Annotated in this window: 23 protein-coding genes; 17 read left to right on the plus strand and 6 right to left on the minus strand. The window is 44.6% G+C overall.

All coding sequences use genetic code 11. From position 1 onward, the window contains the following. Nucleotides 1–63: 63 nt before the first annotated feature. Both KIH87_RS00285 and KIH87_RS00290 read right to left on the minus strand, forming a co-directional pair. Entirely contained in the window at nt 64–1,491 is a 1,428-nt protein-coding gene (locus tag KIH87_RS00285) for a capsule assembly Wzi family protein (RefSeq protein ID WP_232359549.1), read from the minus strand. A gap of 150 nt (nt 1,492–1,641) precedes the next feature. Next, nucleotides 1,642–3,102, minus strand: a complete 1,461-nt coding sequence (locus tag KIH87_RS00290) for a cryptochrome/photolyase family protein (RefSeq protein WP_232359550.1) — start codon at nt 3,100–3,102, stop codon at nt 1,642–1,644. A 224-nt stretch (nt 3,103–3,326) separates the two neighbouring features. Between KIH87_RS00290 and KIH87_RS00295 the strand changes: the two genes are divergently transcribed. After that, on the plus strand, nt 3,327–3,890 hold the full coding sequence (locus KIH87_RS00295; RefSeq protein ID WP_232359551.1) for a DUF2726 domain-containing protein: 564 nt from the start codon (nt 3,327–3,329) through the stop codon (nt 3,888–3,890). A gap of 60 nt (nt 3,891–3,950) precedes the next feature. On the opposite strand, the gene waaA is transcribed toward KIH87_RS00295, so the two are convergent. After that, nucleotides 3,951–5,291, minus strand: a complete 1,341-nt coding sequence (gene waaA, locus KIH87_RS00300; protein ID WP_232359552.1) for a lipid IV(A) 3-deoxy-D-manno-octulosonic acid transferase — start codon at nt 5,289–5,291, stop codon at nt 3,951–3,953. Between the two features lie 207 nt (nt 5,292–5,498). Here waaA and KIH87_RS00305 point away from each other — a divergent pair, with 207 nt between their 5' ends. The 6 genes from KIH87_RS00305 to glpG all read left to right on the plus strand — a co-directional run bounded on the left by KIH87_RS00305 (nt 5,499) and on the right by glpG (nt 11,388). Further along, nucleotides 5,499–6,593, plus strand: a complete 1,095-nt coding sequence (locus KIH87_RS00305; RefSeq protein ID WP_232359553.1) for a glycosyltransferase family 9 protein — start codon at nt 5,499–5,501, stop codon at nt 6,591–6,593. A gap of 17 nt (nt 6,594–6,610) precedes the next feature. Then, nucleotides 6,611–7,714 (plus strand): glycosyltransferase, encoded by a 1,104-nt coding sequence (locus KIH87_RS00310; protein ID WP_232359554.1) that lies wholly within the window; start codon nt 6,611–6,613, stop codon nt 7,712–7,714. Nucleotides 7,715–7,956: 242 nt separating this feature from the next. Then, complete coding sequence (locus KIH87_RS00315; protein WP_232359555.1) at nt 7,957–9,138, plus strand: glycine C-acetyltransferase; 1,182 nt, start codon at nt 7,957–7,959, stop codon at nt 9,136–9,138. After that, entirely contained in the window at nt 9,138–10,160 is a 1,023-nt protein-coding gene (tdh, locus tag KIH87_RS00320) for an L-threonine 3-dehydrogenase (protein ID WP_232359556.1), read from the plus strand. The genes KIH87_RS00315 and tdh overlap by 1 nt, the downstream gene beginning before the upstream one ends. Beyond that, nucleotides 10,154–10,459, plus strand: a complete 306-nt coding sequence (gene glpE, locus KIH87_RS00325; protein WP_232359557.1) for a thiosulfate sulfurtransferase GlpE — start codon at nt 10,154–10,156, stop codon at nt 10,457–10,459. The genes tdh and glpE overlap by 7 nt, the downstream gene beginning before the upstream one ends. 41 nt (nt 10,460–10,500) lie before the next feature. Then, nucleotides 10,501–11,388, plus strand: a complete 888-nt coding sequence (gene glpG, locus KIH87_RS00330) for a rhomboid family intramembrane serine protease GlpG (protein ID WP_232359558.1) — start codon at nt 10,501–10,503, stop codon at nt 11,386–11,388. A 15-nt stretch (nt 11,389–11,403) separates the two neighbouring features. Here the strand turns inward: glpG and KIH87_RS00335 are convergent, their stop codons facing one another. Beyond that, nucleotides 11,404–11,796, minus strand: coding sequence for a flagellar basal body-associated protein FliL (locus KIH87_RS00335; protein ID WP_232359559.1), 393 nt, complete (start codon nt 11,794–11,796; stop codon nt 11,404–11,406). 176 nt (nt 11,797–11,972) lie between these two features. Between KIH87_RS00335 and KIH87_RS00340 the strand changes: the two genes are divergently transcribed. Further along, the gene (locus KIH87_RS00340; RefSeq protein ID WP_232359560.1) at nt 11,973–12,611 is read left to right on the plus strand and encodes a chorismate--pyruvate lyase family protein; all 639 of its coding nucleotides are present in this window, start codon (nt 11,973–11,975) and stop codon (nt 12,609–12,611) included. Further along, the gene (gene ubiA, locus KIH87_RS00345; protein WP_232359561.1) at nt 12,601–13,482 is read left to right on the plus strand and encodes a 4-hydroxybenzoate octaprenyltransferase; all 882 of its coding nucleotides are present in this window, start codon (nt 12,601–12,603) and stop codon (nt 13,480–13,482) included. The genes KIH87_RS00340 and ubiA overlap by 11 nt, the downstream gene beginning before the upstream one ends. Nucleotides 13,483–13,515: 33 nt before the next feature. On the opposite strand, the gene plsB is transcribed toward ubiA, so the two are convergent. Beyond that, nucleotides 13,516–15,996 (minus strand): glycerol-3-phosphate 1-O-acyltransferase PlsB, encoded by a 2,481-nt coding sequence (gene plsB, locus KIH87_RS00350; protein ID WP_232359562.1) that lies wholly within the window; start codon nt 15,994–15,996, stop codon nt 13,516–13,518. A gap of 227 nt (nt 15,997–16,223) precedes the next feature. On the opposite strand from plsB, the gene lexA reads away from it, so the two are divergent. The 5 genes from lexA (at nt 16,224) to KIH87_RS00375 (ending at nt 21,751) form a co-directional block, all read left to right on the plus strand. Next, a complete protein-coding gene (lexA, locus tag KIH87_RS00355) occupies nt 16,224–16,847 on the plus strand; it encodes a transcriptional repressor LexA (protein WP_232359563.1) in 624 nt (207 codons plus the stop codon). Nucleotides 16,848–17,587: 740 nt separating this feature from the next. Further along, complete coding sequence (coxB, locus tag KIH87_RS00360; protein WP_232361393.1) at nt 17,588–18,682, plus strand: cytochrome c oxidase subunit II; 1,095 nt, start codon at nt 17,588–17,590, stop codon at nt 18,680–18,682. Nucleotides 18,683–18,694: 12 nt separating this feature from the next. Next, complete coding sequence (gene ctaD, locus KIH87_RS00365; RefSeq protein ID WP_232359564.1) at nt 18,695–20,284, plus strand: cytochrome c oxidase subunit I; 1,590 nt, start codon at nt 18,695–18,697, stop codon at nt 20,282–20,284. Nucleotides 20,285–20,293: 9 nt separating this feature from the next. Continuing rightward, nucleotides 20,294–20,854: a cytochrome c oxidase assembly protein gene (locus tag KIH87_RS00370; RefSeq protein ID WP_232361394.1), complete on the plus strand. Its 561-nt coding sequence runs from the start codon at nt 20,294–20,296 to the stop codon at nt 20,852–20,854. Nucleotides 20,855–20,869: 15 nt separating this feature from the next. Continuing rightward, nucleotides 20,870–21,751: a cytochrome c oxidase subunit 3 gene (locus tag KIH87_RS00375; protein WP_232359565.1), complete on the plus strand. Its 882-nt coding sequence runs from the start codon at nt 20,870–20,872 to the stop codon at nt 21,749–21,751. Nucleotides 21,752–21,826: 75 nt separating this feature from the next. Here KIH87_RS00375 and KIH87_RS00380 read toward each other — a convergent pair whose 3' ends face one another. After that, entirely contained in the window at nt 21,827–22,036 is a 210-nt protein-coding gene (locus KIH87_RS00380; protein ID WP_232359566.1) for a DUF2909 domain-containing protein, read from the minus strand. Nucleotides 22,037–22,132: 96 nt separating this feature from the next. Here KIH87_RS00380 and KIH87_RS00385 point away from each other — a divergent pair, with 96 nt between their 5' ends. Genes KIH87_RS00385 through KIH87_RS00395 form a run of 3 tightly spaced genes read left to right on the plus strand, consistent with a single transcriptional unit; the run spans nt 22,133 to nt 24,330 of the window. Then, a complete protein-coding gene (locus tag KIH87_RS00385; RefSeq protein WP_232359567.1) occupies nt 22,133–22,798 on the plus strand; it encodes an SURF1 family protein in 666 nt (221 codons plus the stop codon). Further along, the gene (locus KIH87_RS00390; protein ID WP_232359568.1) at nt 22,779–23,345 is read left to right on the plus strand and encodes a hypothetical protein; all 567 of its coding nucleotides are present in this window, start codon (nt 22,779–22,781) and stop codon (nt 23,343–23,345) included. The genes KIH87_RS00385 and KIH87_RS00390 overlap by 20 nt, the downstream gene beginning before the upstream one ends. Nucleotides 23,346–23,355: 10 nt before the next feature. After that, on the plus strand, nt 23,356–24,330 hold the full coding sequence (locus KIH87_RS00395) for a COX15/CtaA family protein (RefSeq protein ID WP_232359569.1): 975 nt from the start codon (nt 23,356–23,358) through the stop codon (nt 24,328–24,330).

Below are 24,330 nucleotides of genomic sequence, written 5' to 3' on the forward strand. Positions count from 1 at the left end.
ACTCTTTTAGCATTTTGCCATTGTGAAGTGCTGATTAGCGGTTGCAAGTGCGAGCTCCTGTTTTTACCAACGATAATAACCTGATAGTTTACTGAACGAGTCACCAAACACATCTTTGCCCGCATAAATACCTACGCCATAAAATCCATTGGATGTGGCATAACTATATTCCGCTTGTAGTTCATAGGCATTCTGGTAATTGAAACGGGTGTTATCTTTGTTATGAATCGCTCGCAAAGTCACATCCAATAGCTGATTGTCTGCGATATCCCAGTTTAGATTGATGCTGTGTGTGTTCGCTGGTGTATCGTCGCCGAATAGGCGGTTATCTCCACCCCAATGCCCAAGCACATTGCCGTTGTTGGTATAGCCTTGTTGATAAAGATGGTGCACATACCAACGGCTTGACCAATCAGAAAATTCATAACGCAATGACATATCTTTGGTTACGAATGGTGCATAAACTCCAAACGACATTGTGGCGTTACCCAAGCTGAAGTTACTGCGGTTTGTGGTGTCTTCTCCGCCATATTCGGCATAAAGCGATAGCGGCATTCCCCAATTTACATTGAGTTTTGAAGTGATGGATGCCTGCTGATTACCGAATTCGTAATTAGGATCTGTGCCATCAGAACCGTCTACGTTGTCTTTACCTGCCGGGTTGAAGATGGCTTCCAAAATATCACGGAAACCCACTTCGCGTTTGCCGCCACCAAACTGCATGGTACGGTTGAAGCCGATAGTCCAGTTATCCAATGGAGCAAAACTCAGGTGAATACCCGCGTGCCTTGGGGTGCCGGGAAAGACTTCATCGCCCAATCTAATGCCTTCTACTTTCGCTAACTTGCTGTAGAAAATTTCGTAGCGAAAATCCCAGTCAGTGATGGGGGTGGTATTGCTGATAGTAATGGATGTTTCGGGCTTGGCATTGGTACTGACCAACATGGCTCCATCCTGAAAGGGAGAAAACCAATGTTCACGATAGCCAATTTCTACTTGTGCATATTCAAAACCAAAACCGACATGAGTATTGGTGTGAGTAAAGCCTTCATCGTCAGAATATTGCGCACCAAGCGAGCCATATAAATAAGGGTTAACAAATGCGTATCCACTGCCACTGAGGGTGTAGCTGTTATCAACGCTCACGCCACGTTGGTTAGGCATGGATTTCTTGGTACTGTTGCTTAATGACAGATCTGCTGCCAAATGATTGACCACCACGGTCTTTTTATAGCGGGCTAGATAGCTGCTTAAGCGTCGATATAATTCTGGGTGTGATTCTTTAATTAACTGGATCCTGTCCAGCAGCTCTTTGGCTTTATAGGGTTTGGTCAAAGGGGCGCTTGGTGTGAGAGCCATTGCCCGTTCGATCTGCGCTTCTATTTCGGGCGCCATATTTAACGGTAAATAGGGAGAGATCCCTTGCGCCATTGTGTTGCTTGAAAGTAATGCCGAGGTTGCAATTAAAGAAGCCAGAATTGTTCTTTGCATGAAGGTAAACACGTCTATCTGGTAAAAAATCAGGCGCTATTCTAACAGTCTTTGTTAAAACATCCATGAACGGGCATTTTTATGTTGTATCTTTTTGTCAAAACGTGGCTGTTTTTTCTCTTCTCTTCACTATTCCTCTCTATTCGTCTTTCATTCTTCCTTTGTTGCAGCGAAGGCATCTAAAGCACGTTTTCTCGACGCAGATAAATCCACGATAGGTTTGGGATAGTCTTTTCCGAGAGCTAATCCGCTAGCGGTTAGCAATGATTCAGGTGCTTCCCAAGGTTTATGGATGTATTTTGTTGGCAATTTTGATAGCTCGGGACAATAGGTTTTAACGTATTCTCCGTCCTTATCGAATTTCTCACCTTGTGATACAGGATTAAATATTCTGAAATAGGGGGCGGCATCGGCTCCCGAGCCCGCAACCCACTGCCAACTGGCTGAATTACTTGCCAAATCAGCATCTAACAAGCAATCCCAAAACCATTTCTCGCCATCTCGCCAGTGAATAAGCAGATTCTTAACCAAAAACGAGGCGACAATCATGCGTACCCGGTTGTGCATGTATCCGGTTTGCCACAGCTCGCGCATTCCTGCATCGACAATGGGAATGCCGGTTTTACCCTGTTGCCAGGCTTTTAATGCCGAGCTATCGGAACGCCAGGGGAAGCGGTCGAATTTGGGCTGGAAGTTTTGTTCCGGCAAGTGGGGGAAGTGGTATAGCAAATAGTAGGAAAACTCACGCCATCCCAATTCTGAGAGGTAGCAATCCAACCCTTGGTTTTCAAAAGCGTGTCCCGGATGAATGCTGTGAATGGCGTACCAAACCTGATTGATGGAAATCTCACCGAAATGCAGGTAAGGCGACAAATTTGATGTACCTGATATCGCAGGAAAGTCCCGTTGTGCTTTGTATTCTGTTGCTGCGTCTTTGATAAAAACGCTGAGCTTATCTTTTGCGCCTTGTTCGCCCGGCGACCAGATCTTTGCAATAGTGGTGTCCCACGGAATTTGCGGTAACAGTTTTAACGCTTCAATGCCTTTGCTTCCGGCAAATTCCTGATGTGATTTTAGAGAATCCATGAAGTTGATTTGGTCCGGTGCTTCTACCGGCATGCGTGGCGGTGCAGCCATTAAGCAACCTTTACGATAATAAGGGGTAAAGACTCGGTAGGGGGTGCCGTCTTTTTTCAGGACATTCATGGGTTCCCAAAGCAGGGAAGCGTTAAAGCTTTTTGCTTCAATTTCTGACTGTTTGAGATGTTGCTTAATGAGCTGGTCTCGTTCTCGCTGCCAGGGCTCATAGCAGCGGTTCCAAACCACTTGATTCGCTTGATACTGCGTGACTAATTCGGGAATAAGCGTTTTCGGATCGCCTCGCAACACCAGTAATTGGTCATTTAAAGAGGTACTTAATGACATCAGCGAATGATGCAGCCACCAGTCGGAAGCGCTGCCGTTCTGCCACTCTCCGGCATTCACATCGTCGTAAATGTATATCGGAAGAATCTTGCCTGTTTGGCAGGCATGAAGTAACGCCGGGTTGTCGGAAATTCGTAAATCTTGTCTAAACCAAACCAGTGTTGTTGCTTGTTGTGAGTCAGTCATGGAATTACTAGCGCTTATAAAAACTGTCGATGAAATGAAAATGCAAGGCAGCTCAAACGTGAAAAGAACTGCCTTGCTAAAGTGCTAATACCCGGGTGGGTAAGTTAGAACATAGCAGCTAGACCGGAGTTTGCTAAAAAAAATTTGTAATTTCACTTAGTTAGGTCTAAAAGGTAAATTAAATTTTCATTTAATCCGTTTTTTGTGTGTTCAAGGAGCTTGATTTGGATTTGACAATTGTTCTGCTCGCCTTGGGATTTCTGGTTTTGCTTAAGTTAACGTCTGGAAAAAGTAGCTCTAAGAGAAATACTAATAATTTTGACGTAACTGGCATAAAACACAAAAAGCGTGAATTTTTATTGACGCAAAATGAGTCTAAGCTCTTGTTTGCTTTAAATAAAGTTCTCGATAACAAGTACATGATCCATTGCCAGACTTCGGTGATTGCGCTTGTTGACCCCGTGGAATTTGAACATAAGAAGAGAGCTTGGTCGAAACGTGTGGATTTTGTCATTACGGATAGTAGAACACGAATTCTTGCTGTTATTGAGTTGGATGATGCTTCTCATAATCAGCTCAAGCGTCAGGAACGTGATGCTTACCTCAATGCTGCGATGAAGCCGCATCATCCGCTTATTCGAATTCCATCCAGAAGATTTTATGATCCGAAAATGTTAGCGGAACTGCTGCAAACCAAAGCCGGAATTCAATGCCGTGATCAATCAGACAACCCATATCGTCCTAAGCAAAATGTGGCTAGTGAAAAAGAAACAGCCTCAATGAATTGATGAGAGATGCTGACCTTCGCCAGCATGACGAAACGGTTTAACCTGTCGGGCACACCGCCCTTATTGAATATTCAGCACCTGTAGCGTGCTGGCAATTGCGCCACTATTGTCAGCAACGACCTTTTTACCTGCCAAGCCATGCTTTTCACGAAGAATAGGGTCTTCCAACCAGGGAGTCAGCGCTGCAATCATTTGTTCTGACGTTTCAGCCGTGCGCAGCGCATCGGCTTCTGCCAGCGCATCACATATCACTGGGTTATTGTAGGTATAACTACCCATGATTACAGGCAGGCCGCATATCGCTGCTTCCAGTGCATTATGCCCGCCTTTATTGGCGATGCTGCCGCCCACAAAAGCGAGGTCGGCAATGCCATAAAGCGATTTCAGCACACCCATTTGATCAGCCAACAGAACATCTGTCTCGGGAGTAACGGCTTGTGCTTCACTGAGTTTAAGTAACTGTAAACCTTGTTTGTTCACCAGTTGCTCAACCTTACTGAACCGTTGTGGATGTCGCGGAACAATAAGCAATAGCAGGTCAGGAAATCGAGGTTTTAACTTAAGATAAGTCTCCAGCATTACCTGCTCTTCGGGTTCATGGGTACTGCCCGCAATAAGCACGGTACGTTCCTGCGTGTTGAGCATGGCTTTGAATGCTGCTGTTTTTTGTTTTTCATCTTCTGTCAGGGGCTGGTCGAACTTTATATTATTGGTTAAGACTAATTGTTCTTGCTTCGCTCCCAGCTTAAGGTAGTTGTCGAAATCTCGTTGTCCTTGAGCGCAAACAGCGGTCACTTTGTGCAACATAGGAGTGAATAAAGCGCCAAGTTTTGCGTAAGAGCGATAAGAACGATCAGTAAGTCGAGCATTCACGATATAAACCGGGATGGCTTGTTTCCACGCGCAATGGATCAGATTTGGCCATAGTTCCACTTCGGTAATCAGCAGCTTTTCGGGTTGTACTTGCTTTAGTAAATTACGCATCGCGATTGGGAAATCGTAGGGCAGGTAATAGTGGTTTACCTTATCACCAAAGGTTTCTCGCACACGTTGTGAGCCTGTTGGTGTTGTTGTGGTAATGGTAAATGGCATTTCGGGATGAATTGCCCAGATGCTTCTGACCAACGTCGTCGCAGCGACCACTTCACCCACAGATACACAGTGCAACAGAATGCCTCCGGGTTTCTTTGGTGCAGGCAGAAAACCGTATCTTTCACCCAGTCTTTGTCCGTAGTCTTTCGATCGCGTGACCATTTTGTATAACGACACCAGAAGCGTTAACGGTAGCAGGAGAATAAGCAGCAGGGAATACAGGTTTCTTATCACTTCATTAGCGACGCTGGGGCGAAAGGATTGCGCCTTATACTGAGAGAACTGATCAAATTTGGAGCTGCCGGACATGAATGGATTCTTGTTATTTTTCGACTGTTTTTGCAATGATGGCGTACTTTAACAGAAATTCACGTTTCTGTATTCGGGCGATGCTGTGGTACTGTGTGCGCTTTTTACAGTCATTGAGTTTTCAATTTAGCAAACATTTACCTGACAATAGTGAAATAGCGGCGAAATCATGCTCGTCAGTTACTATATAAAGGCCAACATATCCTTATGCAGACTGCACAACCAAAGAATATTTTGATCATCCGACTGAGTGCCATTGGCGATGTGGTGATGGCGTCAGGCTTATTGCCTTCGTTACATGCCTTATATCCCGAAGCTAAAATCAGTTGGTTGACTGAGCCTGCCACAGCCAGCTTACTGCGTGATCATTCTTTGTTGGAACAAGTCATTGTTTGGGATAAAGCGGCTTGGAAAAAGCGTTGGAAAAGTGGTGAAAAGCTCGGTGTTTTAAAAGATGTGTTAGCGTTTCGTCGTCAACTCAAACAAGCCAACTTTGATTTGGTGTTAGACACGCAAGGCTTATTGAAGAGTGGCATTTGGGCGTGGATGTCGGGCGCGAAAAGACGCGTTGGTTTGGGCAGCAAGGAAGGTAGTCAGCACTTGATGACAGAGGTCACACCAAGAGACGATGGTGCCATTATCAGTTCCGAGTATCGAGGTTTGGTGAAATACCTTGGCGCTGATGACGCCTTTGTTGAACAGCATTACAAGATGTCGTTGAATCAGTTCAGCGACAGCGACCCTCTTGCCGAATTTAAAGCTTCTAAATTAAGCGCTGAACAAGCTTCTCAGTTTTCCGATTATATAGTGTTGTGCCCTTACACCACTCGTCCGCAAAAGCATTGGTTTGATCATCATTGGATTGAGTTAGCAAAACAACTAGAAAGTAAGTACCAACTACCCTGTTTGGTGCTTGGCGGGCCTCCAGATAAACCGCTTGCTGAAAAGCTGGTGGCGCAGATGCCAAATGCCTTTAATCTGGCCGGGGAAACTTCCTTGATGGCGTCAAATCAGGTTATCAGTAACGCTCGTTTTGTGGTGGGTGTTGATACCGGTATTACTCACATGGGCATCATGCATAATGTACCAACCGTGACGATTTTCGGTTCCACTTGCCCTTATTCTCAAGCACCGAACACCAAAGTGTTGTACTTGAATAAGCCCTGCTCGCCTTGCCGCCGTCGCCCTACTTGTGGTGGCAGCTTTGACTGTTTGCTGGAGATTACGCCTGACATGGTTATCGAAGCATTAGCGCAGCTTGAGCTGACTATTTTTCAGCAATCACCTTGCAGCAACCACTGAATTAGAGAAACACATTAATGAAGATTTTGCATATTGAAGCAGGCAAAAATTTGTATGGTGGCGCGCTACAGGTGTTGTATTTGCTGGGCGGATTAAAGCGCTTGTTCGGTGATAAAGTTGAGAATGTCTTGATTTGTCCTACCGGGTGCGATTTGGCTTCGGCGGCACAAGAATTTGCCAGTGTTTATGCGATGGAAATGAAAGGTGATGTGGATTTCGGGCTTAAAGGCCGAATTCAGCAAGTGATCCGCAAGGAAAAGCCGGATTTGGTACATGTCCACAGTCGACGTGGCGCTGATATTTGGGGGCCTTGGGCGGCTCGTAGTGAAGGCGTTCCTGTGATCTGCTCGCGCAGAGTCGATAACCCTGAGCCTGATTGGTTAGCTAAATTCAAGTACGGCAAATTCAATAAAGTCATTACGATCTCCAAGGGTATCCGCGAAGTGCTGTTGTCAGAAGGCGTTCCGCCGGATCATGTGCTTTGTGTCCACAGCGCGGTTGATACCGAGCAATATAATCTTGAGAAGCCCGATGGCGACAGAGAGTGGTTTCAGAAGGAATTTGGTTTAGCAGAAGACACTATCACTATTGCTAACTTCGCCCAGATGATTGAACGCAAAGGGCAGGAAACTTTAATGGAAGCTTTTTCTACTTTGGTGGATGAGTTCCCAACAGCCAAGCTGATGTTATTCGGGAAAGGGCCAAAGCTGGAGCAATATAAAGCGTTTGCTGAGCAGAAAGGGCTTAAAGATAAAGTGATCTTTCCTGGGTTTCGCAATGATATTGCACGTATTTTGCCACATATCGATATCGTCGCTCACCCGGCTACGATGGAAGGCTTGGGCGTAGCGTTGTTGCAGTCTGCGGCTTGTGGGGTTCCTATTGTGGCTACCGCCGCTGGTGGTATTCCTGAGATTGTACAAGACGGCTATAACGGTTTTTTGGTCGATGTGGGTGATGTAACTGGTCTGACTAATCGGCTGAAGTTGTTATTGGGTGATGCGCCTCTGCGACATGCTCAAGGGCTGGCTGGAAGAAATAAAGTGCTGAATGAGTTTTCCATTGATGCCATGGCGAGCGGCAACTATCAGGTTTATTGTGATTTGTTAGATCATAAATAGGCTTCCGTATCCCTTTTTTTACATCCTGGAAGCAACTATCGGGGCAAGTTCGGGCGGCTCTTCTTGCTCAGTATCACTATCCAACTTTACTATTGTCACCTCATTGAATCGGCGCTCTAAATACTCGCCAAAATGAATAACCTGATCTCGGGTTAAATAATCCTAATCGTATTCTATTCTTATAATTTCTGAATACCGATTCACAGAACGAATTACAGATAACACAGATAAAAGGTAAGGTCATGATCGAGCATTTACGTAAGGAAATTGCTGCACTTAAAGAAGAAGGTTTGTACAAGAACGAGCGTATTATCACGTCGCAACAAGATGCCGATGTAGAAATTGCTGGTGGTCAGCATGTGCTTAACTTCTGTGCCAACAATTATCTTGGCTTGGCGAATCATCCTGACTTGATCGCTGCCGCTAAACAAGGTCTGGATGAACATGGCTTTGGTATGGCGTCGGTACGTTTTATCTGTGGTACACAAGACATTCATAAAACGCTGGAAAAGAAAATCAGTGATTTTCTGGGCATGGAAGACACCATTCTTTATTCATCCTGTTTTGATGCTAACGCGGGTTTGTTTGAAACCTTACTAGGCCCGGAAGATGCCATTATTTCTGATGTGTTAAACCATGCCAGTATTATTGATGGCGTGAGACTGTGTAAGGCTCAGCGTTACCGTTATGCCAACAACGACATGGCGGATCTGGAAGCGCAATTAATCGCTGCGACAGAAGCGGGTGCTCGATTCAAACTCATCGCCACCGATGGTGTGTTCTCTATGGACGGCATCATTGCTAACCTGAAGGGCGTGTGTGATTTGGCAGACAAGTACGGCGCTATGGTGATGGTGGATGATTCTCACGCTGTCGGTTTTGTCGGTGAGAATGGCCGTGGTAGCCACGAACATTGCGATGTGATGGGACGAGTCGATATTATCACTGGAACATTGGGTAAAGCCCTTGGTGGCGCTTCGGGCGGTTACACTTCTGCGAAGAAAGAAGTGATCGAGTGGTTACGCCAGCGTTCTCGTCCTTATTTATTTTCTAATTCACTCGCGCCAGCGATTGTTAATGCATCTATTAAAGTGATGGATATGCTGTCTAATGGCGCGGAACTGCGTGATAACTTGCGTCGTAACAGCGAACATTATCGTCGCAGAATGTCTGAAGCCGGTTTTACACTGGCTGGTGCTGATCATGCCATTATTCCTGTTATGTTAGGCGATGCGGTATTGGCGTCTAAAATGGCGGAAAAAATGCTGGAACGTGGCATTTATGTGGTTGGCTTTTCTTTCCCTGTTGTGCCGAAAGGTCAAGCTAGAATTCGTACCCAAATGTCGGCTGCTCACAGTATTGAGCAACTGGATCGAGCCATTGATGCCTTTATCGAAGTAGGTAAAGAGTTAGGTGTGATTTAATGAAAGCGTTATCTAAACTCCATCCCCAAAAGGGAATCTGGTTAACAGATGCTCAACGTCCTGAAGTTGGGCATAACGATCTTTGTATCAAGATCCGTAAAACCGCCATTTGCGGCACAGACATGCATATTTATAACTGGGACGATTGGGCGCAGAAAACCATTCCTGTGCCTATGGTTGTAGGGCATGAATATGTCGGTGAAGTGGTGTCTATGGGTCAGGAAGTGCGCGGCTTTGAAATAGGCGATCGCGTTTCTGGTGAAGGCCATATTACCTGCGGTCATTGCCGTAATTGCCGCGCGGGACGACGTCATTTATGTCGTAATACCGTGGGCGTGGGTGTTGATCGCCCTGGTGCTTTCGCGGAATATCTGGTTATTCCTGCTTTCAATGCGTTTAAAATTCCTGACAATATCAGTGATGAGCTGGCATCGATTTTCGACCCCTTCGGTAACGCAGTACACACGGCCTTGTCTTTTGATTTGGTTGGTGAAGATGTGCTGATTACTGGCGCTGGCCCTATTGGTATTATGGCAGCAGCGGTTGCTCGTCATGTGGGTGCTCGTCATGTTGTTATTACCGATGTGAATGAATATCGTTTGGATCTGGCAAAGAAAATGGGGGCAACTCGTGCGGTTAACGTTACCTCCCAGTCTTTAGGCGATGTGATGGCTGAGCTGGGAATGACCGAAGGGTTTGATGTTGGTTTGGAAATGTCTGGTGTTCCTTCTGCGTTCTCGGAAATGCTGGCTAAAATGAATCATGGCGGTAAAATCGCCATGCTCGGCATTCCTCCATCGGCAATGGCCATTGATTGGAATAAGGTGATTTTTAAAGGTTTGGTGATCAAAGGCGTTTACGGTCGGGAGATGTTTGAGACCTGGTATAAGATGGCAAGCTTGCTGCAAAGTGGCTTGGATCTTAGTCCAATTATTACACATGAATTTGATATTGAAGACTTCCAACAAGGCTTTGATGCCATGGGGTCTGGTAAATCTGGAAAGGTATTATTGAAATGGTAGCAAGCTTTAAGCATATCTCCGTTGAAGATACACGCAAGTGCATCGACGATGGTAAAACGGCGATTGTCGATATTCGTGATCCGGCTTCTTATACGCAGGGGAAAATCGGTAATGCCACTCGTCTGGACAATGCCTCAATTCCGGTTTTTCTTGCAAATACACCCAAAGATACACCTGTGATTGTGTATTGTTATCGTGGTGTTGGTAGTCAGCAAGTTGCACAGTTTTTGTGTGATCAAGGGTTCGAAGACGTGTCCAGCATGGATGGCGGTTACGAAGCCTGGAATCTGGCTTCTTAAGGATTTAGCGCAGGTTGGCATGAGTTAGCCTGCGTTTCCTGTTGCCTGCATTATCTGTGGAACCTGTCACTTATCCCCGATTTTTGATTTCTCTCGCCGAGGAAGCTCACGCACGTTTACTCGCTAACTATTTACAAAGTCAGCAAATACAGATCGAAATGCGTAGAGGCGAGGCTCCTTATCCTTATCATCTATTTATTGTTTACCCAGAACAGTGGCAACAAGCGAGCTCCATAACGGAAGCTTTTATAGCCAATCCAATGGACAAACGCTTTCAGGAAGCGTCGTGGTTAGCTGAGAAACCTTTGTCCAAGCCTATATCATGGCGTATTAATCCCAATAGCTGGATGCAAACTGTTAAAGCTTATCCTGTTGTGACAGGACTTCTGTTTTCCTGTGTACTGATTTTTTTGAGCTTATTCACGATAGGCGCTTCGGTGTACAACCTGTTTCAGTTTCAGCCTATTGAGCAAGTAACGATTTCCGGCGAATGGTGGCGGTTGTGGACGCCAGCCTTACTGCATTTTTCTGTACTACATATTGTGTTTAATTTGTTGTGGTGGTGGATTTTAGGAAAAGTGCTGGAACAAAGATTTGGGCACTTTTTCATTGTCATGTTTTTTCTGGTCACAGCGATCAGCTCTAATTATGCTCAGTTTCTGGATGGTGGGGCGAATTTTGGTGGGCTGTCTGGTGTGGTTTATGCTTTGTTTGGATTTGTCTGGTGGGTTGGCTGGTTAAAACCTGAGTGGGGAATGGGACTACCAAAGCCGCTAGTGGGCTTTATGCTGATTTGGTTAGTGCTGGGATATGCCGATGCCCTGTGGGTTAATATGGCTAATTCGGCACATTCTGTTGGATTGTTGTCGGGCTGTTTTATCGCATTGATATTGTGCAAATGGGATTGGGGCATCAGAGTTAGAGACTAACTCTGATGTAAGAAATTAGCCTTGATACAAGTATTTGGTGAAGATAACGTCTTTAATCATTTCGCTGCCGGTTTCACGCTTCATCAATTTGCGTAGTTCCTGCAAACAGGCTCGCCGTATTTCTTCCCGTCCAGTTAGTGATTTCACTTTATCTTCTGGCTGGCTTCCAAAAATTTCGATAGCAGTGGCACGTAATAATGGAGAATGATGTTCAGTCGCTTCGATAAACTTGCTATCCTCCAGCATCAATTCCACTGTAACACGTACATAACCCAATTTGGCGCTTGAAGGGCCAATGTAGTTTGTCACAATGTCGGGTTCCAGGCCAAAATAAGCGAAGTCCGCTTTTGCTGGCAGGGAAAGCAGGAAAGAGGCAGCACAGATCCATAAATATTTGCGTAAATTCATCAATGTTTTCCGGCAACTTTGAACATGTAACCAATGGTGAGTAAGGTTATTCCCAGTAATATGAATAATTCTAGAACAAAAAGAACTGCTACTTTAGTTCTAAATTTCATTTCGTTTATGATTATACATAACTTGCTCGGGTTTTCACTTGAACGATTAAAACAGATTAGAGATTAATGAAACAATTTCCTATTGGTGTCGACGGTGAATGGTTTCAACCCGGCGATTTTCCTATTCCTGATGCACATTTAAAAAATTGGTTAATGGATACAGGTTCTTTAACTGAACGCCTGCAATCTGCTTGTCGAGATTTTGAAGTTATGGTGCTAGGTCAGGCATTAGCGCCTATCTCCGAATTAGAAACCAGAAGTCTTTATCCTGCTTTGTATTCACTTGCAGAAAGTGAGGATGATAAGGGAACTGATATTCCTGAAACTCAGGTGCGCGAGGTTATACTGAAAGGTGATGGGCAGCCTTGGGTTTTTGCTCGCTCTTTATTACCACAAGCCTTCATTGATACCTGCATGTCGGAATTAGGGGAACTGGGCAATAAACCGTTAGGGAAAATTCTGTTTAATGACGAGCGATTCCAGCGTCAACCCTTTGAATTATTGCAGTGTGTGCCTGACAGTAAATTACTGAAGGATTTGGCCATGTCATCCAGCCATAATATTTGGGGACGGCGTTCGGTTTTTCAGTATCAGGCACATCGCATTATGGTGATTGAGATGTTTCTTCCTTTCTCTCCCGCTTATCGAGAAATGGGGGCTGAGGTTGAGTCTGATATAAACCGAGAGAGTAGTTATGTCGGATAATTCCATGCCTGTTTCAAGCTCTACCTGGCAAGGGTATTGGCAGCTTATGCGTGCTGACAAACCCATTGGCACTTACTTGCTTTTATGGCCGACGCTTTGGGGCTTATGGATTGCTTCTGAAGGTTTACCCAGCTGGCATCATTTGCTTGTGTTTATTGCCGGCGTTTATCTAATGCGAGCGGCGGGCTGTGTTATTAATGATTACGCAGATCGCGGTTTTGATGGCAAGGTAAAACGTACTTCAGCTCGTCCTTTAGTTACTGGGCAAGTAACCGAAAAAGGCGCTTTGACACTGTTTGCTGCTTTGGTTCTGGTGTCGTTTTTATTAGTTCTCTCCTTGAATATTGAAACTATTTTGATGTCGGTTGTGGCGCTGATTCTGGCTGCCAGTTACCCCTTTATGAAGCGCTACACATATATGCCACAGTTTGTGCTGGGAATGGCTTTTAGCTGGGGAATTCCTATGAGTTTCACGGCTGTTTCTGGTACGGTTCCCTGGTGGGGATGGGCGCTTTATGTTGCTAACCTGCTTTGGACGGTAGCTTACGATACCATGTACGCCATGGTGGATCGTGACGATGATTTGCAGATTGGGGTGAAGTCCACAGCTATTCTGTTTGGGCAAAATGATAAGTTAATTATTGGGCTATTGCAGCTTGCTACGTTAGGCATACTGGCTATTTTGATATGGTATTTTAGCTGGGGTTGGCCAGTGGTGCTTGCTTTGCTTGTTTCGGCAATGTTGTTTGCTTATGAGCAGTGGTTAATACGCAATAGAGAGCGTGACCCATGCTTCAAGGCGTTCTTGCATAACAACTATGTGGGCATGGTGATTTTTGCAGGGATTGCTGCCCAGTATTGGGCAGCTTAAAAGCGCTTTCGTTGTTTTGCTTGTGACAATCAATTAGTCAGCATGCAGATACCTCACCTGATTCACTCGCTGTGAGAATCCGGGTGATACCAGAGTCAGAATCTCTCTTTGCAGTTTTGCACTGACATCATTCGGTTTTAACCAACCGTCGTCATCTTCGGCAATAATGCCATTATCCCTTGAAGCTGCGATGAAAGTGTTTAGCACGTTTTTGTCGTAGAACTCTGGAGCGCTAATGCCATGTAGCATGGACATACGCTCAGCAACCATTTGGCTGTTCTTTTCCAAATCGGCGCGAGTAATGCGATCGACATTTTCAATTTGGCTAAGTACCAGTGCGTATCGTTGCAAGGTTTCCTGAATAACCCTGTTCAACAGCCACAGGGTATACTTGGCATCGCCTTTATCATCGTTGTTGTGCCTTGGTTCTGGTTCGACGAGCTTACCTTCTTGTTCCGCTAACAGGCCAATCTTAAGCATGCTGTTAATCAGGCTTTCAGTGTATTCGGCAGCTTCTTCGTCACTCTTGTACATGAACAATTCACGTTTCAGGAGTGGATAAAGTAGCTTAACCAGCGAAGTCAGTTCATCACGGTCACAGCCTCGCTTGCCTATTACGATAGCCGCAATCAAGCTTGGGATGGCAAACATATGCAAGATGTTATTACGATAGTAAGTCAGAGCAATGGCCACTCGGCGATCCAGCGAGAAGATAGAACCGAATTTGTCTTCAATTACCGTAAACTTGCCCAGTTTCATGGTGCTTTCTAAAAGAGCTGAGGCATCGGTATCTGGAACGGTAGCATCAATGCTGTACGGAGCCATATGTTGCAAATCCAGTAGTGTTTGCATGCTGAACAGCAACTCTTCTTTCGCTAGCGTGTGCTTCTTGGCGCATAACAAGCATAGTGAAGCCAAAGTCATTCCGTTGATCGCTGACGCACTATTGATACGTTCCAGTATGTCCACACCGAGTTGATTCACGGTTGGGGTTAACCAGCTTGGTTTCTTACCTTGCTCGGCTTTACTTCTGTCTTCGCGCCAACTTGGGGCATTTTCATCCAGATATTGAGACAAATGGATAGGTTGCCCAAAATTCAGGTAGCCATGACCATAATTCTTCAGGTTGCGAATAGCGGAAAAGATCTGGAAAAAGGATTCTTTCTGTTTGGTGCTGCCTTTCAGTTCTTTAAGGTAACTGCCGACTTCCATAACGTGCTCATAGCCAATATAAACAGGCACTATGCTGATGGGACGGTTAATGCCTTTTAATAGCGCTTGAACCGTCATGGCTAACATACCTGTTTTAGGTGGGAGCAGTCTGCCGGTGCGGCTTCTGCCGCCTTCAGCATAGTATTTCACTGCGTAACCACGAGCGAAAAGCTGCTCCAGATATTCTCTGAACACTGCTGTATACAGTTTGTTGCCTTTAAAAGAGCGGCGAATAAAAAAAGCGCCGCCTTTTCGGAATAATCCGCCAATAGGCCAGAAGTTAAGATTAATACCTGCGGCAATGTACGGCGTCATTAGTCCTTCATTGTAGATGACATAGGTTAGTAGCAGATAATCCATGTGGCTTCGATGGCAGGGAACATAAATGATTTCATGTCCATTTTGCGCAAGTTCGCGCACTTTCTCGGCATGTTCGACATTTATGCCGTTATAAATCTTGTTCCAGACTTTGGTGAGTAAGCGGTATGCCAAACGAATGGCCGTGGAATTACGGTCAGCGGCAATCTCTTCAATGTATTTTTGCGCTTGTTCCTTGGCTTTTTCCAAAGAGATATTTTTGCTTTTGGCTTCGTCGTTGATGGCATTTTTAACCGCATCTGCGCCCAATACACCGTTGAACAGCTGGGCTCTCTGCAACATGCTGGGGCCAGTGATAGACTGCTGACGACGGAAAAAGTGGGTGCGTGCCAAGCGGATAAGTTTGTGTGCCAGTTGTTCGTCGGTATCTGATTCTTTCAGATTGGTCATTTCACGAGAAGAAACTGCGCGGCTAAAGCCGACAATATTGTCACGTCCGAGGAACAGGATAATAAAGAATTTACGGAACCAGCCTGGGGAACTGCGATCGGTGAGAAGATCTGTCCAGCTTTTGCTGGCTTTGCCGGGTTCGCGACCCCAAAAAATGGAAACCGGGACAATTTGAATGTCTAAATCTTTGTCTTCACGGTGCAGTTTAAACATTTCTGTGCTGCTACGAGCAATGTCTGTCACTTTGCGTTTATTACTGAAGAGTGAACGAGGTCGCTCGACAAAAAGTGTTGCAGGGTGTTCTTGCCCGGCTATCTCGATTTTTTTGAAAGGATTGGGTAAGCCCAATCTTTCGGTCGTCATTTCCAGCGCTATCAGATCCGTCGCTGAGTGCGTTTTTAACAGGTAAATAATCGGCTTATCTTTAGATATCCCCAGCTCGCCTTCTATATCATTCGGCGTGTAGCTTGATGTGAGCAGCCAACGTGTCGGGTACTTGATTATTTTTAACAGTATGTTTCGGAAATCCAACATTCAAGAGAACCTGTGTTATGAAGTGGCGGGATAATAGCATGATGATTGCGTTTTTTCCCTAATTTGCCTCAATTTGGGGCATGCCTTGATTTGTAACAATGCTTAATCGCTTTAACAATAAAACGACTTCTTACGTTGCATATCTGAAGAAAGGGAAATTTTAGGTTTGTAATATTTTTTTTGCTGTATATACTACCAGTAAAACTGTATGGAATAACAGGCTGTTTATGCGTCCACTAACTCCACGTCAAGAGCAAGTATTAGAACTGATTAAGCACACCATTTCAGACACTGGAATGCCGCCCACTCGTGCCGAAATAGCACGACAGTTAGGCTTTCGTTCCGCCAATGCGGCAGAAGAGCATTTGAAAGCGTTGGCAAGAAAAGGGGTAATCGAAGTATTACCAGGTACGTCTCGAGGCATTAAATTAAATGTGCCATTGGACGAACCGGCTGAGGAGGAAGGCTTGCCATTGATTGGACGAGTTGCTGCTGGTGAACCCATTCTGGCGCAAGAGCATATTGAATCTCACTATCAGGTTGATCCTAATTTCTTCCATCCCCATGCCGATTATTTATTGCGCGTTTATGGCGAGAGTATGAAGGATATCGGCATTATGGATGGTGATTTGCTTGCGGTGCATCGAACCAAAGATGTGCGTAATGGTCAGGTTGTTGTGGCGAGAGTTGAAGATGATGTGACCGTTAAGCGTATTGAGCGTAACGGTAGTCAGGTTATCTTGCATGCCGAGAATGCGGATTTCAGCCCTATTAAGGTGGATTTAACTTCTCAACCTTTCGAAATTGAAGGCTTGGCTGTGGGTGTAGTTCGCAACAATTCTATGATGTAACGCTTTTTTTACATTTTTTGTTCTGGGCTTATTGTTATTTTTAGAGCGGTAAGCCCAGGTTGAAAAAACCACCATTATCCTTGCCATTTTCTTTTGCTTTTACGCCTATCGCACTCATCATTTTTTCATTGCTAATTAGCGTTGAATCTTTTTTGTTTTTTATATCCCTCTAAAATAAAGGGTTTTGAAGCCGTCGATTTTTAGCATAAGGCGATTTTCTTCTTTGCACCATTTATTGCCGCTCTCCTTCTTATTTGCCTAAAAGTTGCTCCAAATGGATCTTTTTTGTAATTTTAATCACTTTAAATGCGCAATATATTAACTTGAGACTTGATCTGAGCGCCAAAAATACTCACCATTGGCGTCCTTGCAGCTTTAGGCATCGTTTTGCATGCTTTTTAGTCACTTTTTGAGGTTCACCTCGCTGTTAAGAGTCACTAAATAAAAGCGCAGGAGACGTTTAGTAACCGTGGTGTTACTGCAAGTGTTGTAATAAAAAATTCATGTTGGGGAATTTTTGCATCGGAATTGTTTATTTCTTGCCATTTATTAACACCTTGATTACATTACGAAACAATTTGTTTAACAAATTAGAATAAATTTGACCTGAGAAGGCTTCGACGGTCAGCGCAACTGCTTTTTAATTAAGACTGCTTTTTAATAGATGGAGGAAAGCTCTGGTGCATAAAATAATAACCACCTTGCTAGCTGCAGTAACCAGCTTGCTTATCTTTCCGGTTATGGCTGCGGGTGATTCACACCCTGATGCTTACCAGTTAAACCTAAGAGAGGGTGTGACAGACATCAGTGCACAGGTCTATGACTTACATATGACCATTTTAATTATATGTGCGCTTATCGGTGTTGCCGTATTCGGCGTCATGCTTTATTCCACAATTTTTCATCGTAAGTCTCTAGGTGTAAAGCCTGCGACTTTTCATGAAAGTGTAAAAGTGGAAATTGCATGGACTGTGGCTCCTTTTGTGATTTTGATTTTCATGGCGATTCCCGCTGCGAAAACCCTAATCGCTATGGAAGACACTTCAGCTCCTGATGTGTCGATTCTGGTAACCGGTTCTCAGTGGAAGTGGCATTATAAATATATGGATAACGACGTAGAGTATTACTCTGTGTTGGCCACACAACGTGAACAAATTCATAATAAATTCGATAAAGGCGAGAACTACCTGTTAGAGGTTGATCGTCCTTTGGTTATTCCTACAGGTAAGAAAGTTCGTTTCTTGATGACCTCTGACGATGTTATCCATTCATGGTGGGTTCCTGACTTCGCGGTTAAGAAAGATGCTAACCCTGGCTTTATTAATGAAGCGTGGACCAAGGTAAACCAACCAGGTATTTATCGTGGTCAATGTGCTGAGTTGTGCGGTAAAGATCATGGTTTCATGCCTGTCGTTGTTGTTGCTAAAGAGCCTGCTGAATATGAAGCATGGATTTCTGAGCAAGAAGCAATTCAGAAGAAAGCTAAAGAAGAAGAACAAAAACTACTTGCCATGAATATGAGCATGGATGAGTTGATGTCGGTTGGTGAACGGGTTTATCAATCAGCATGCGCAGCTTGTCATATGCCTAATGGTGAAGGTTTGCCTGGGGTGTTCCCTGCTCTTAAAGGTAGCCAAATTGCATTGCATGATATGCCAAAACATATCGACGTTGTTGTAAACGGCGTTTCGGGTACTGCGATGCCTTCTTTTGCGAAACAATTGTCGTTGAAAGAATTGGCTGCAGTTATCACTTATGAACGTAATGCTTGGGGTAACAGCACTGGTGATACCGTTCAAGCGAAAGACGTTAACGCTGTCATTAATGGCAATTAAGAGAGGTTGGCAATGAGTACTGTAGTTGAAGATTTACATCACGATGATCACCATCATCATGCGCCAACGGGTATTAAGCGTTGGCTCTATACTACGAACCATAAAGACATCGGTACTATGTACCTATGGTTCGCATTCATCATGTTTTTGGTTGGCGGCGCAATGGCAATGGTTATTCGTGCCGAGCTATTCCAACCGGGTTTGCAAATTGTAGAACCAAACTTCTTTAACCAGATGACCACCGTTCATGGTCTGATCATGGTTTTTGGTGCGGTAATGCCGGCTTTCACCGGGCTTGCTAACTGGATGGTGCCACTAATGATTGGCGCGCCAGATATGGCTTTGCCTCGAATGAACAACTGGAGCTTCTGGATCTTGCCATTCGCATTTTCAGTTTTGATTGCTTCTTTGTTCCTTGAAGGTGGTGGTCCTAACTTCGGTTGGACTTTCTATGCACCTTTGTCCACAACGTATAGTAATGATTCAACAGCGCTGTTTGTGTTCTCGGTTCATATTATGGGTGCGAGTTCTATCATGGGTGCTATCAACGTTATCGTTACTATTTTCAACATGCGTGCCCCTGGCATGACATTGATGAAAATGCCACTGTTTGTCTGGACATGGTTGATCACTGCATTCTTGTTGATTGCGGTAATGCCAGTATTAGCCGGCGCAGTGACCATGGTATTGACTGATAAATACTTCGGAACCAGCTTCTTTGACGCTGCTGGTGGTGGTGACCCGGTTATGTTCCAGCATATTTTCTGGTTCTTCGGTCATCCAGAGGTGTACATCATGATCTTGCCAGCTTTTGGTGTTATTTCTCAAATCGTTCCTACGTTCTCTCGTAAGAAGCTGTTTGGTTATGCATCAATGGTTTACGCAACGGCCTCAATTGCATTGTTGTCATTCATCGTTTGGGCTCACCACATGTTTACCACTGGTATGCCATTGTTCGGTGAAATGTTCTTCATGATCGCAACCATGTTGATTTCTGTCCCAACGGGCGTAAAAGTATTCAACTGGGTTGCAACCATGTGGCGCGGCGCGATTTCATTTGAAATGCCAATGATGTTTGCCTTGGCCTTCATCGTATTGTTCACTATCGGTGGTTTCTCTGGTTTGATGCTGGCGATTACTCCGGTTGACTTCCAATACCATGATACTTACTTCGTAGTGGCTCACTTCCATTATGTATTGGTAACAGGCGCTATCTTCTCCATTATGGCGGCGACTTACTACTGGCTACCTAAGTGGACGGGTAAGATGTATGACGAAACTTTGGCTAAATGGCATTTCTGGTGCTCTTTGATCTCTGTAAACGTCCTGTTCTTCCCAATGCACTTCATCGGTTTAGCGGGTATGCCAAGACGTATTCCTGACTATGCATTGCAGTTTGCTGATTTCAATAAGTGGATCAGTATTGGTGGCTTTGCATTTGGTTTATCGCAGCTTATTTTCCTTGCTCTGTTGATTAAAGCTTGCCGTAAGAAAGGTGAGCCAGTGTCTGCACAGGTTTGGGATGGTGCGGAAGGCTTGGAATGGGAAATACCTTCTCCTGCTCCTTATCATACCTTCGATACACCGCCTGTTGTGAAGTAGGGGTAAATGATGAGTACCGAACATAACGTTAATAACAATAGCAAGCTGATCCTGAAATTAGTCGGTGTTGTAATCGGTATGTTCGGCTTTGGTTTTGCTTTGGTGCCCTTGTATGACGTGTTTTGCGATCTGACGGGGATCAACGGTAAAACCAAAGACACCGCTGCGGTTTATCAAGGTGTTGAAGTAGATAAAAGTCGGTTGGTGACGGTAGAGTTCATCACCCGTAATAATAAGGGTATGCCTTGGCAATTTGCTTCTGAAACGAAGCGTGTGCAGGTTCATCCAGGGGAAATGCATCAGGTTAATTTTACTGCGCATAACCCTGCTGGTAGACAGATTATTGGACAAGCGGTTCCTTCTGTATCTCCGGGTACAGCAGCGCTTTACCTGAATAAGACCGAGTGTTTCTGCTTTGAACAACAGCCTTTGGGGGCTGGTGAGCAAGTAGTGATGCCGATGAAGTTCTACGTGGATCCGCAGTTGCCTGAAGATATTGAGTTCTTCACTGTGCAATACACCTTGTATGACGTTACTGGTTCAGTCGAAACAGTCGCAATGAACCAATAGCAATTGGAGATAAGAATGTCAGAACAACAATATGAAAAATATTACGTGCCAGACCAAAGTCCCTGGCCGTTTGTTGGGGCGGTAGCTCTATTCCTTATCGTCGTTGGTGCAGGCAACTATGTTGTCGAGGTCTCCAAAGGTAAAGATGGCTACGGCGGAATCATCCTACTGACGGGTATAGCTGTGTTGCTATATATGTTGTGGAACTGGTTCAAAGACCAAATTAATGAATCTATGGCCGGCTTGTATAGCGCGCAATTAAGCCGCTCTTATCGTCAAGGTATGAGCTGGTTTATTTTCTCAGAAGTGATGTTCTTCTGTGCTTTCTTTGGTGCGTTGTTTTATGCCAGAGTGTTTTCTGTTCCATGGTTAGGCGGCGCATCGAACAATGTTTCTACCGCGGCGGTTTTATGGCCTACTTTTGAAGCTGTGTGGCCGTTAGTTACAACGCCAGGTGGTACACAAACTCAAGCAATGCCTCCAGGTGGTTTGCCACTGTACAACACTATTATTCTTTTAGTGTCATCAGTAACTTGCCATTATGCACATGTTGGATTGGAAAAGAATAATCGTAAGAACCTGACCATGTTCCTTGGTTTGACAGTCTTGCTTGGTTTGTTGTTCTTATTCTTCCAGGTTGAAGAATATATTCACGCATACACTGAAATGGGTCTGAAATTAGATTCAGGTATTTATGGCAACACTTTCTTCATGTTGACGGGCTTCCACGGAATGCATGTTACCTTGGGAACTATCTTGTTGATTGTGATGTTTTTCCGTGTATTGAAAGGACATTTTACGCCTGATAATCACTTCGCATTCCAGGCTGCTAGCTGGTACTGGCACTTTGTTGATGTGGTATGGGTGTGTTTGTTTATCTTTGTTTATTTGCTGTAGTCAGCATTTGATAAAGAATGAAGCAATGGCTGCACATGAGAGTGTGCAGCTTTTGTCTGTGTAAAAAGCAGGATTTTAATAAGGTCGAGGGTTAGGGGTAATAATACCTGTAGCGACAGCGACTATGACAATAAAGATAATGATGGCGGATATCAGTACTCTGCGCCCGATAAACTTGCTCATTTTTTGTTTGTCTGCATCCGGTTTAAGCATGATTGTCATGGCTTTAAACAGGTTGTAAATCATAAAGACAAGTAGCAGTGCTAGTACGATCTTAACTATCAAAATAAACCCCACCGAAAAGAAGTGAATATCAAAGTAACAAGGTCTCTGACTATAACGCTAACTTCTACCATAGTCACTTTGATTGCAGTATCAATTATGCTGCGTTTGGGGTTTTGGCAATTGCAGCGAGCGGAAGAAAAAGAACTGCGCTTGATTCAAATTGCCAAGAGAAACGAACAACACCCAATGGGTCTGCACGACATTGATTGGTTGGGTAAAGAGCAAGATGTAAAAGTCAACTTTACAGGAATCTTGCTTAACGATCGGGTTTTCCTTTGGGACAATCGCGTTGTGAAAGGGCAAGTTGGCTATGAAGTGTTGGTGCCCGTTAGCACAAGTGAGGGGATTGTGTTAACCAAGTGGGGCTGGATAGCTGGCACAGGCTATCGTGATAAGCTGCCAGGCATCACATTGCCAAGTAGTGGAGAAGAAATTCAAAGCTTTAGTGGGGTGACATGGTTGCCCGGCAATAATATTTTTGTGCATGAAACGGCCACGACTGAATCAAGTTGGCCGATGGTGATACAGGAAGTCAATATTACCCAGATTGAGCAGTTGTTAGGTAAGCCTTTGTTACCCTTCGTGGTATCACTGGATTTGCCTGATGACAGTGGTTTTATAAATAACCACCATCCTGTGGTGATGCCGCCAGAGAAACACATTGCTTATGCAATTCAGTGGTTTGGTTTGGCATTGGGATGTGTATTGGTATTTATCTTTGCAAGTATAAAAAAGAGTAAGAATGACAGATCAGAAGATTAAAGCTAATCGACGTATCATGCTGCTTTTGGCGGTGACTTTTATTGTGCCGGTCGTATTGGCGAAGTTTGCATTGGAAGGCGATTGGTTTAACCGAGCTGCAACGAATAAAGGCACATTGATGCAACCCGCACTGGATTTTTCATTGCTTTATCCCGAGCGTGATAAGAAATGGTACATCAGCTTTATCACTGATAAACCTTGTGACTCTCAGTGTGAATTGGCTCTGTATAGCTTGAACCAGGTTTGGGTTGCATTGGGCAAAGAGCAAGACCGCGTTAATACAGCTGTCATCGTATCTGATAATGAACAAGCAGAAGTGGTTAAGCAAAGTGAGTTCGCTCATCACTTAACAATTTCTCAGGTTGATAAGGCGACGATGGAACAAGTGTTCCAGAAAGAGCCTATTAATGGACTATTTATTGTCGACGCACTGGGCAACATCATTTTGCGTTACCCATTGAACGAAGAAAAACAACAAGCGGTTCTGAAAAGTCGCGATATTCTCGCTGATATGCGAAAGCTATTGAAATTGTCTCGTATAGGCTAGGGGTGAGCTAATGAAAAAATTGGTACTGGCAAGTATTATTCTTGCATTTGTTGTGGTCATCCTCGGGGCTTATACCCGCTTGTCGGATGCTGGATTAGGCTGTCCTGATTGGCCTGGTTGTTATGGCAAAATGTTAGTTCCATCTCACCCTGAGGCTGTGGATGCCGCAGAAATGGCTTATCCTGAGCGTCCTCTGGAAGCACACAAAGCCTGGAAGGAAATGGTACATCGCTATTTTGCCGGCGCTTTGGGGTTGTTTATTCTGGCAATTGCCTTAATGAGTATCAGAGTCGGGCATGGCAAACCTTTTAAGCTTCCTCTCGTATTGTTGGGGCTGGTTATTTTTCAGGCTGCATTGGGGATGTGGACAGTCACAATGAATTTAATGCCGGCAGTGGTGATGGGGCATTTGCTCGGCGGGTTTAGTGTTTTCTCACTGTTATTCCTTTTGTATTTAAGACTGAAAAATTTCCGTATTCCCGGTGGGGATTATCCCGCACGAAGATTAACCAAATATGCCACTATTGGCCTGTTTGTATTGGTAGGGCAAATTGCCCTTGGCGGATGGACATCGGCAAACTATGCGGCTTTAGCTTGCACTCAATTACCCATCTGTGAAGGCAATTGGGTGGAGCGTCTGGATTTTGCTGATGCATTGAGTATTCCTGTGGCTGATGATTACGAGTTTGGTAAGCATAGCTATGAAGGGCGTATGACGATGCACATTATGCATCGCTTCGGTGCCATTGTGACCTTTATCTATTTGTGCTGGTTGGGTCTGAAGTTATATACAAAGGCTGCATCTGATATGGTGAAAACTCAGGCTGCTGTGATGACCTTTATACTTGGAGTGCAAGTTTTATTAGGTATAAGCAATGTGGTATTTAAATTACCCATTTGGGTGGCGGTAATGCATAATGGCGTTGCTGCACTCCTGCTGCTTACGCTCGTATTAATTAACTATACCCTGTACCGTAAAACATAA

This window comes from Paraneptunicella aestuarii, assembly GCF_019900845.1.
Classification (GTDB): domain Bacteria; phylum Pseudomonadota; class Gammaproteobacteria; order Enterobacterales; family Alteromonadaceae; genus Paraneptunicella; species Paraneptunicella aestuarii.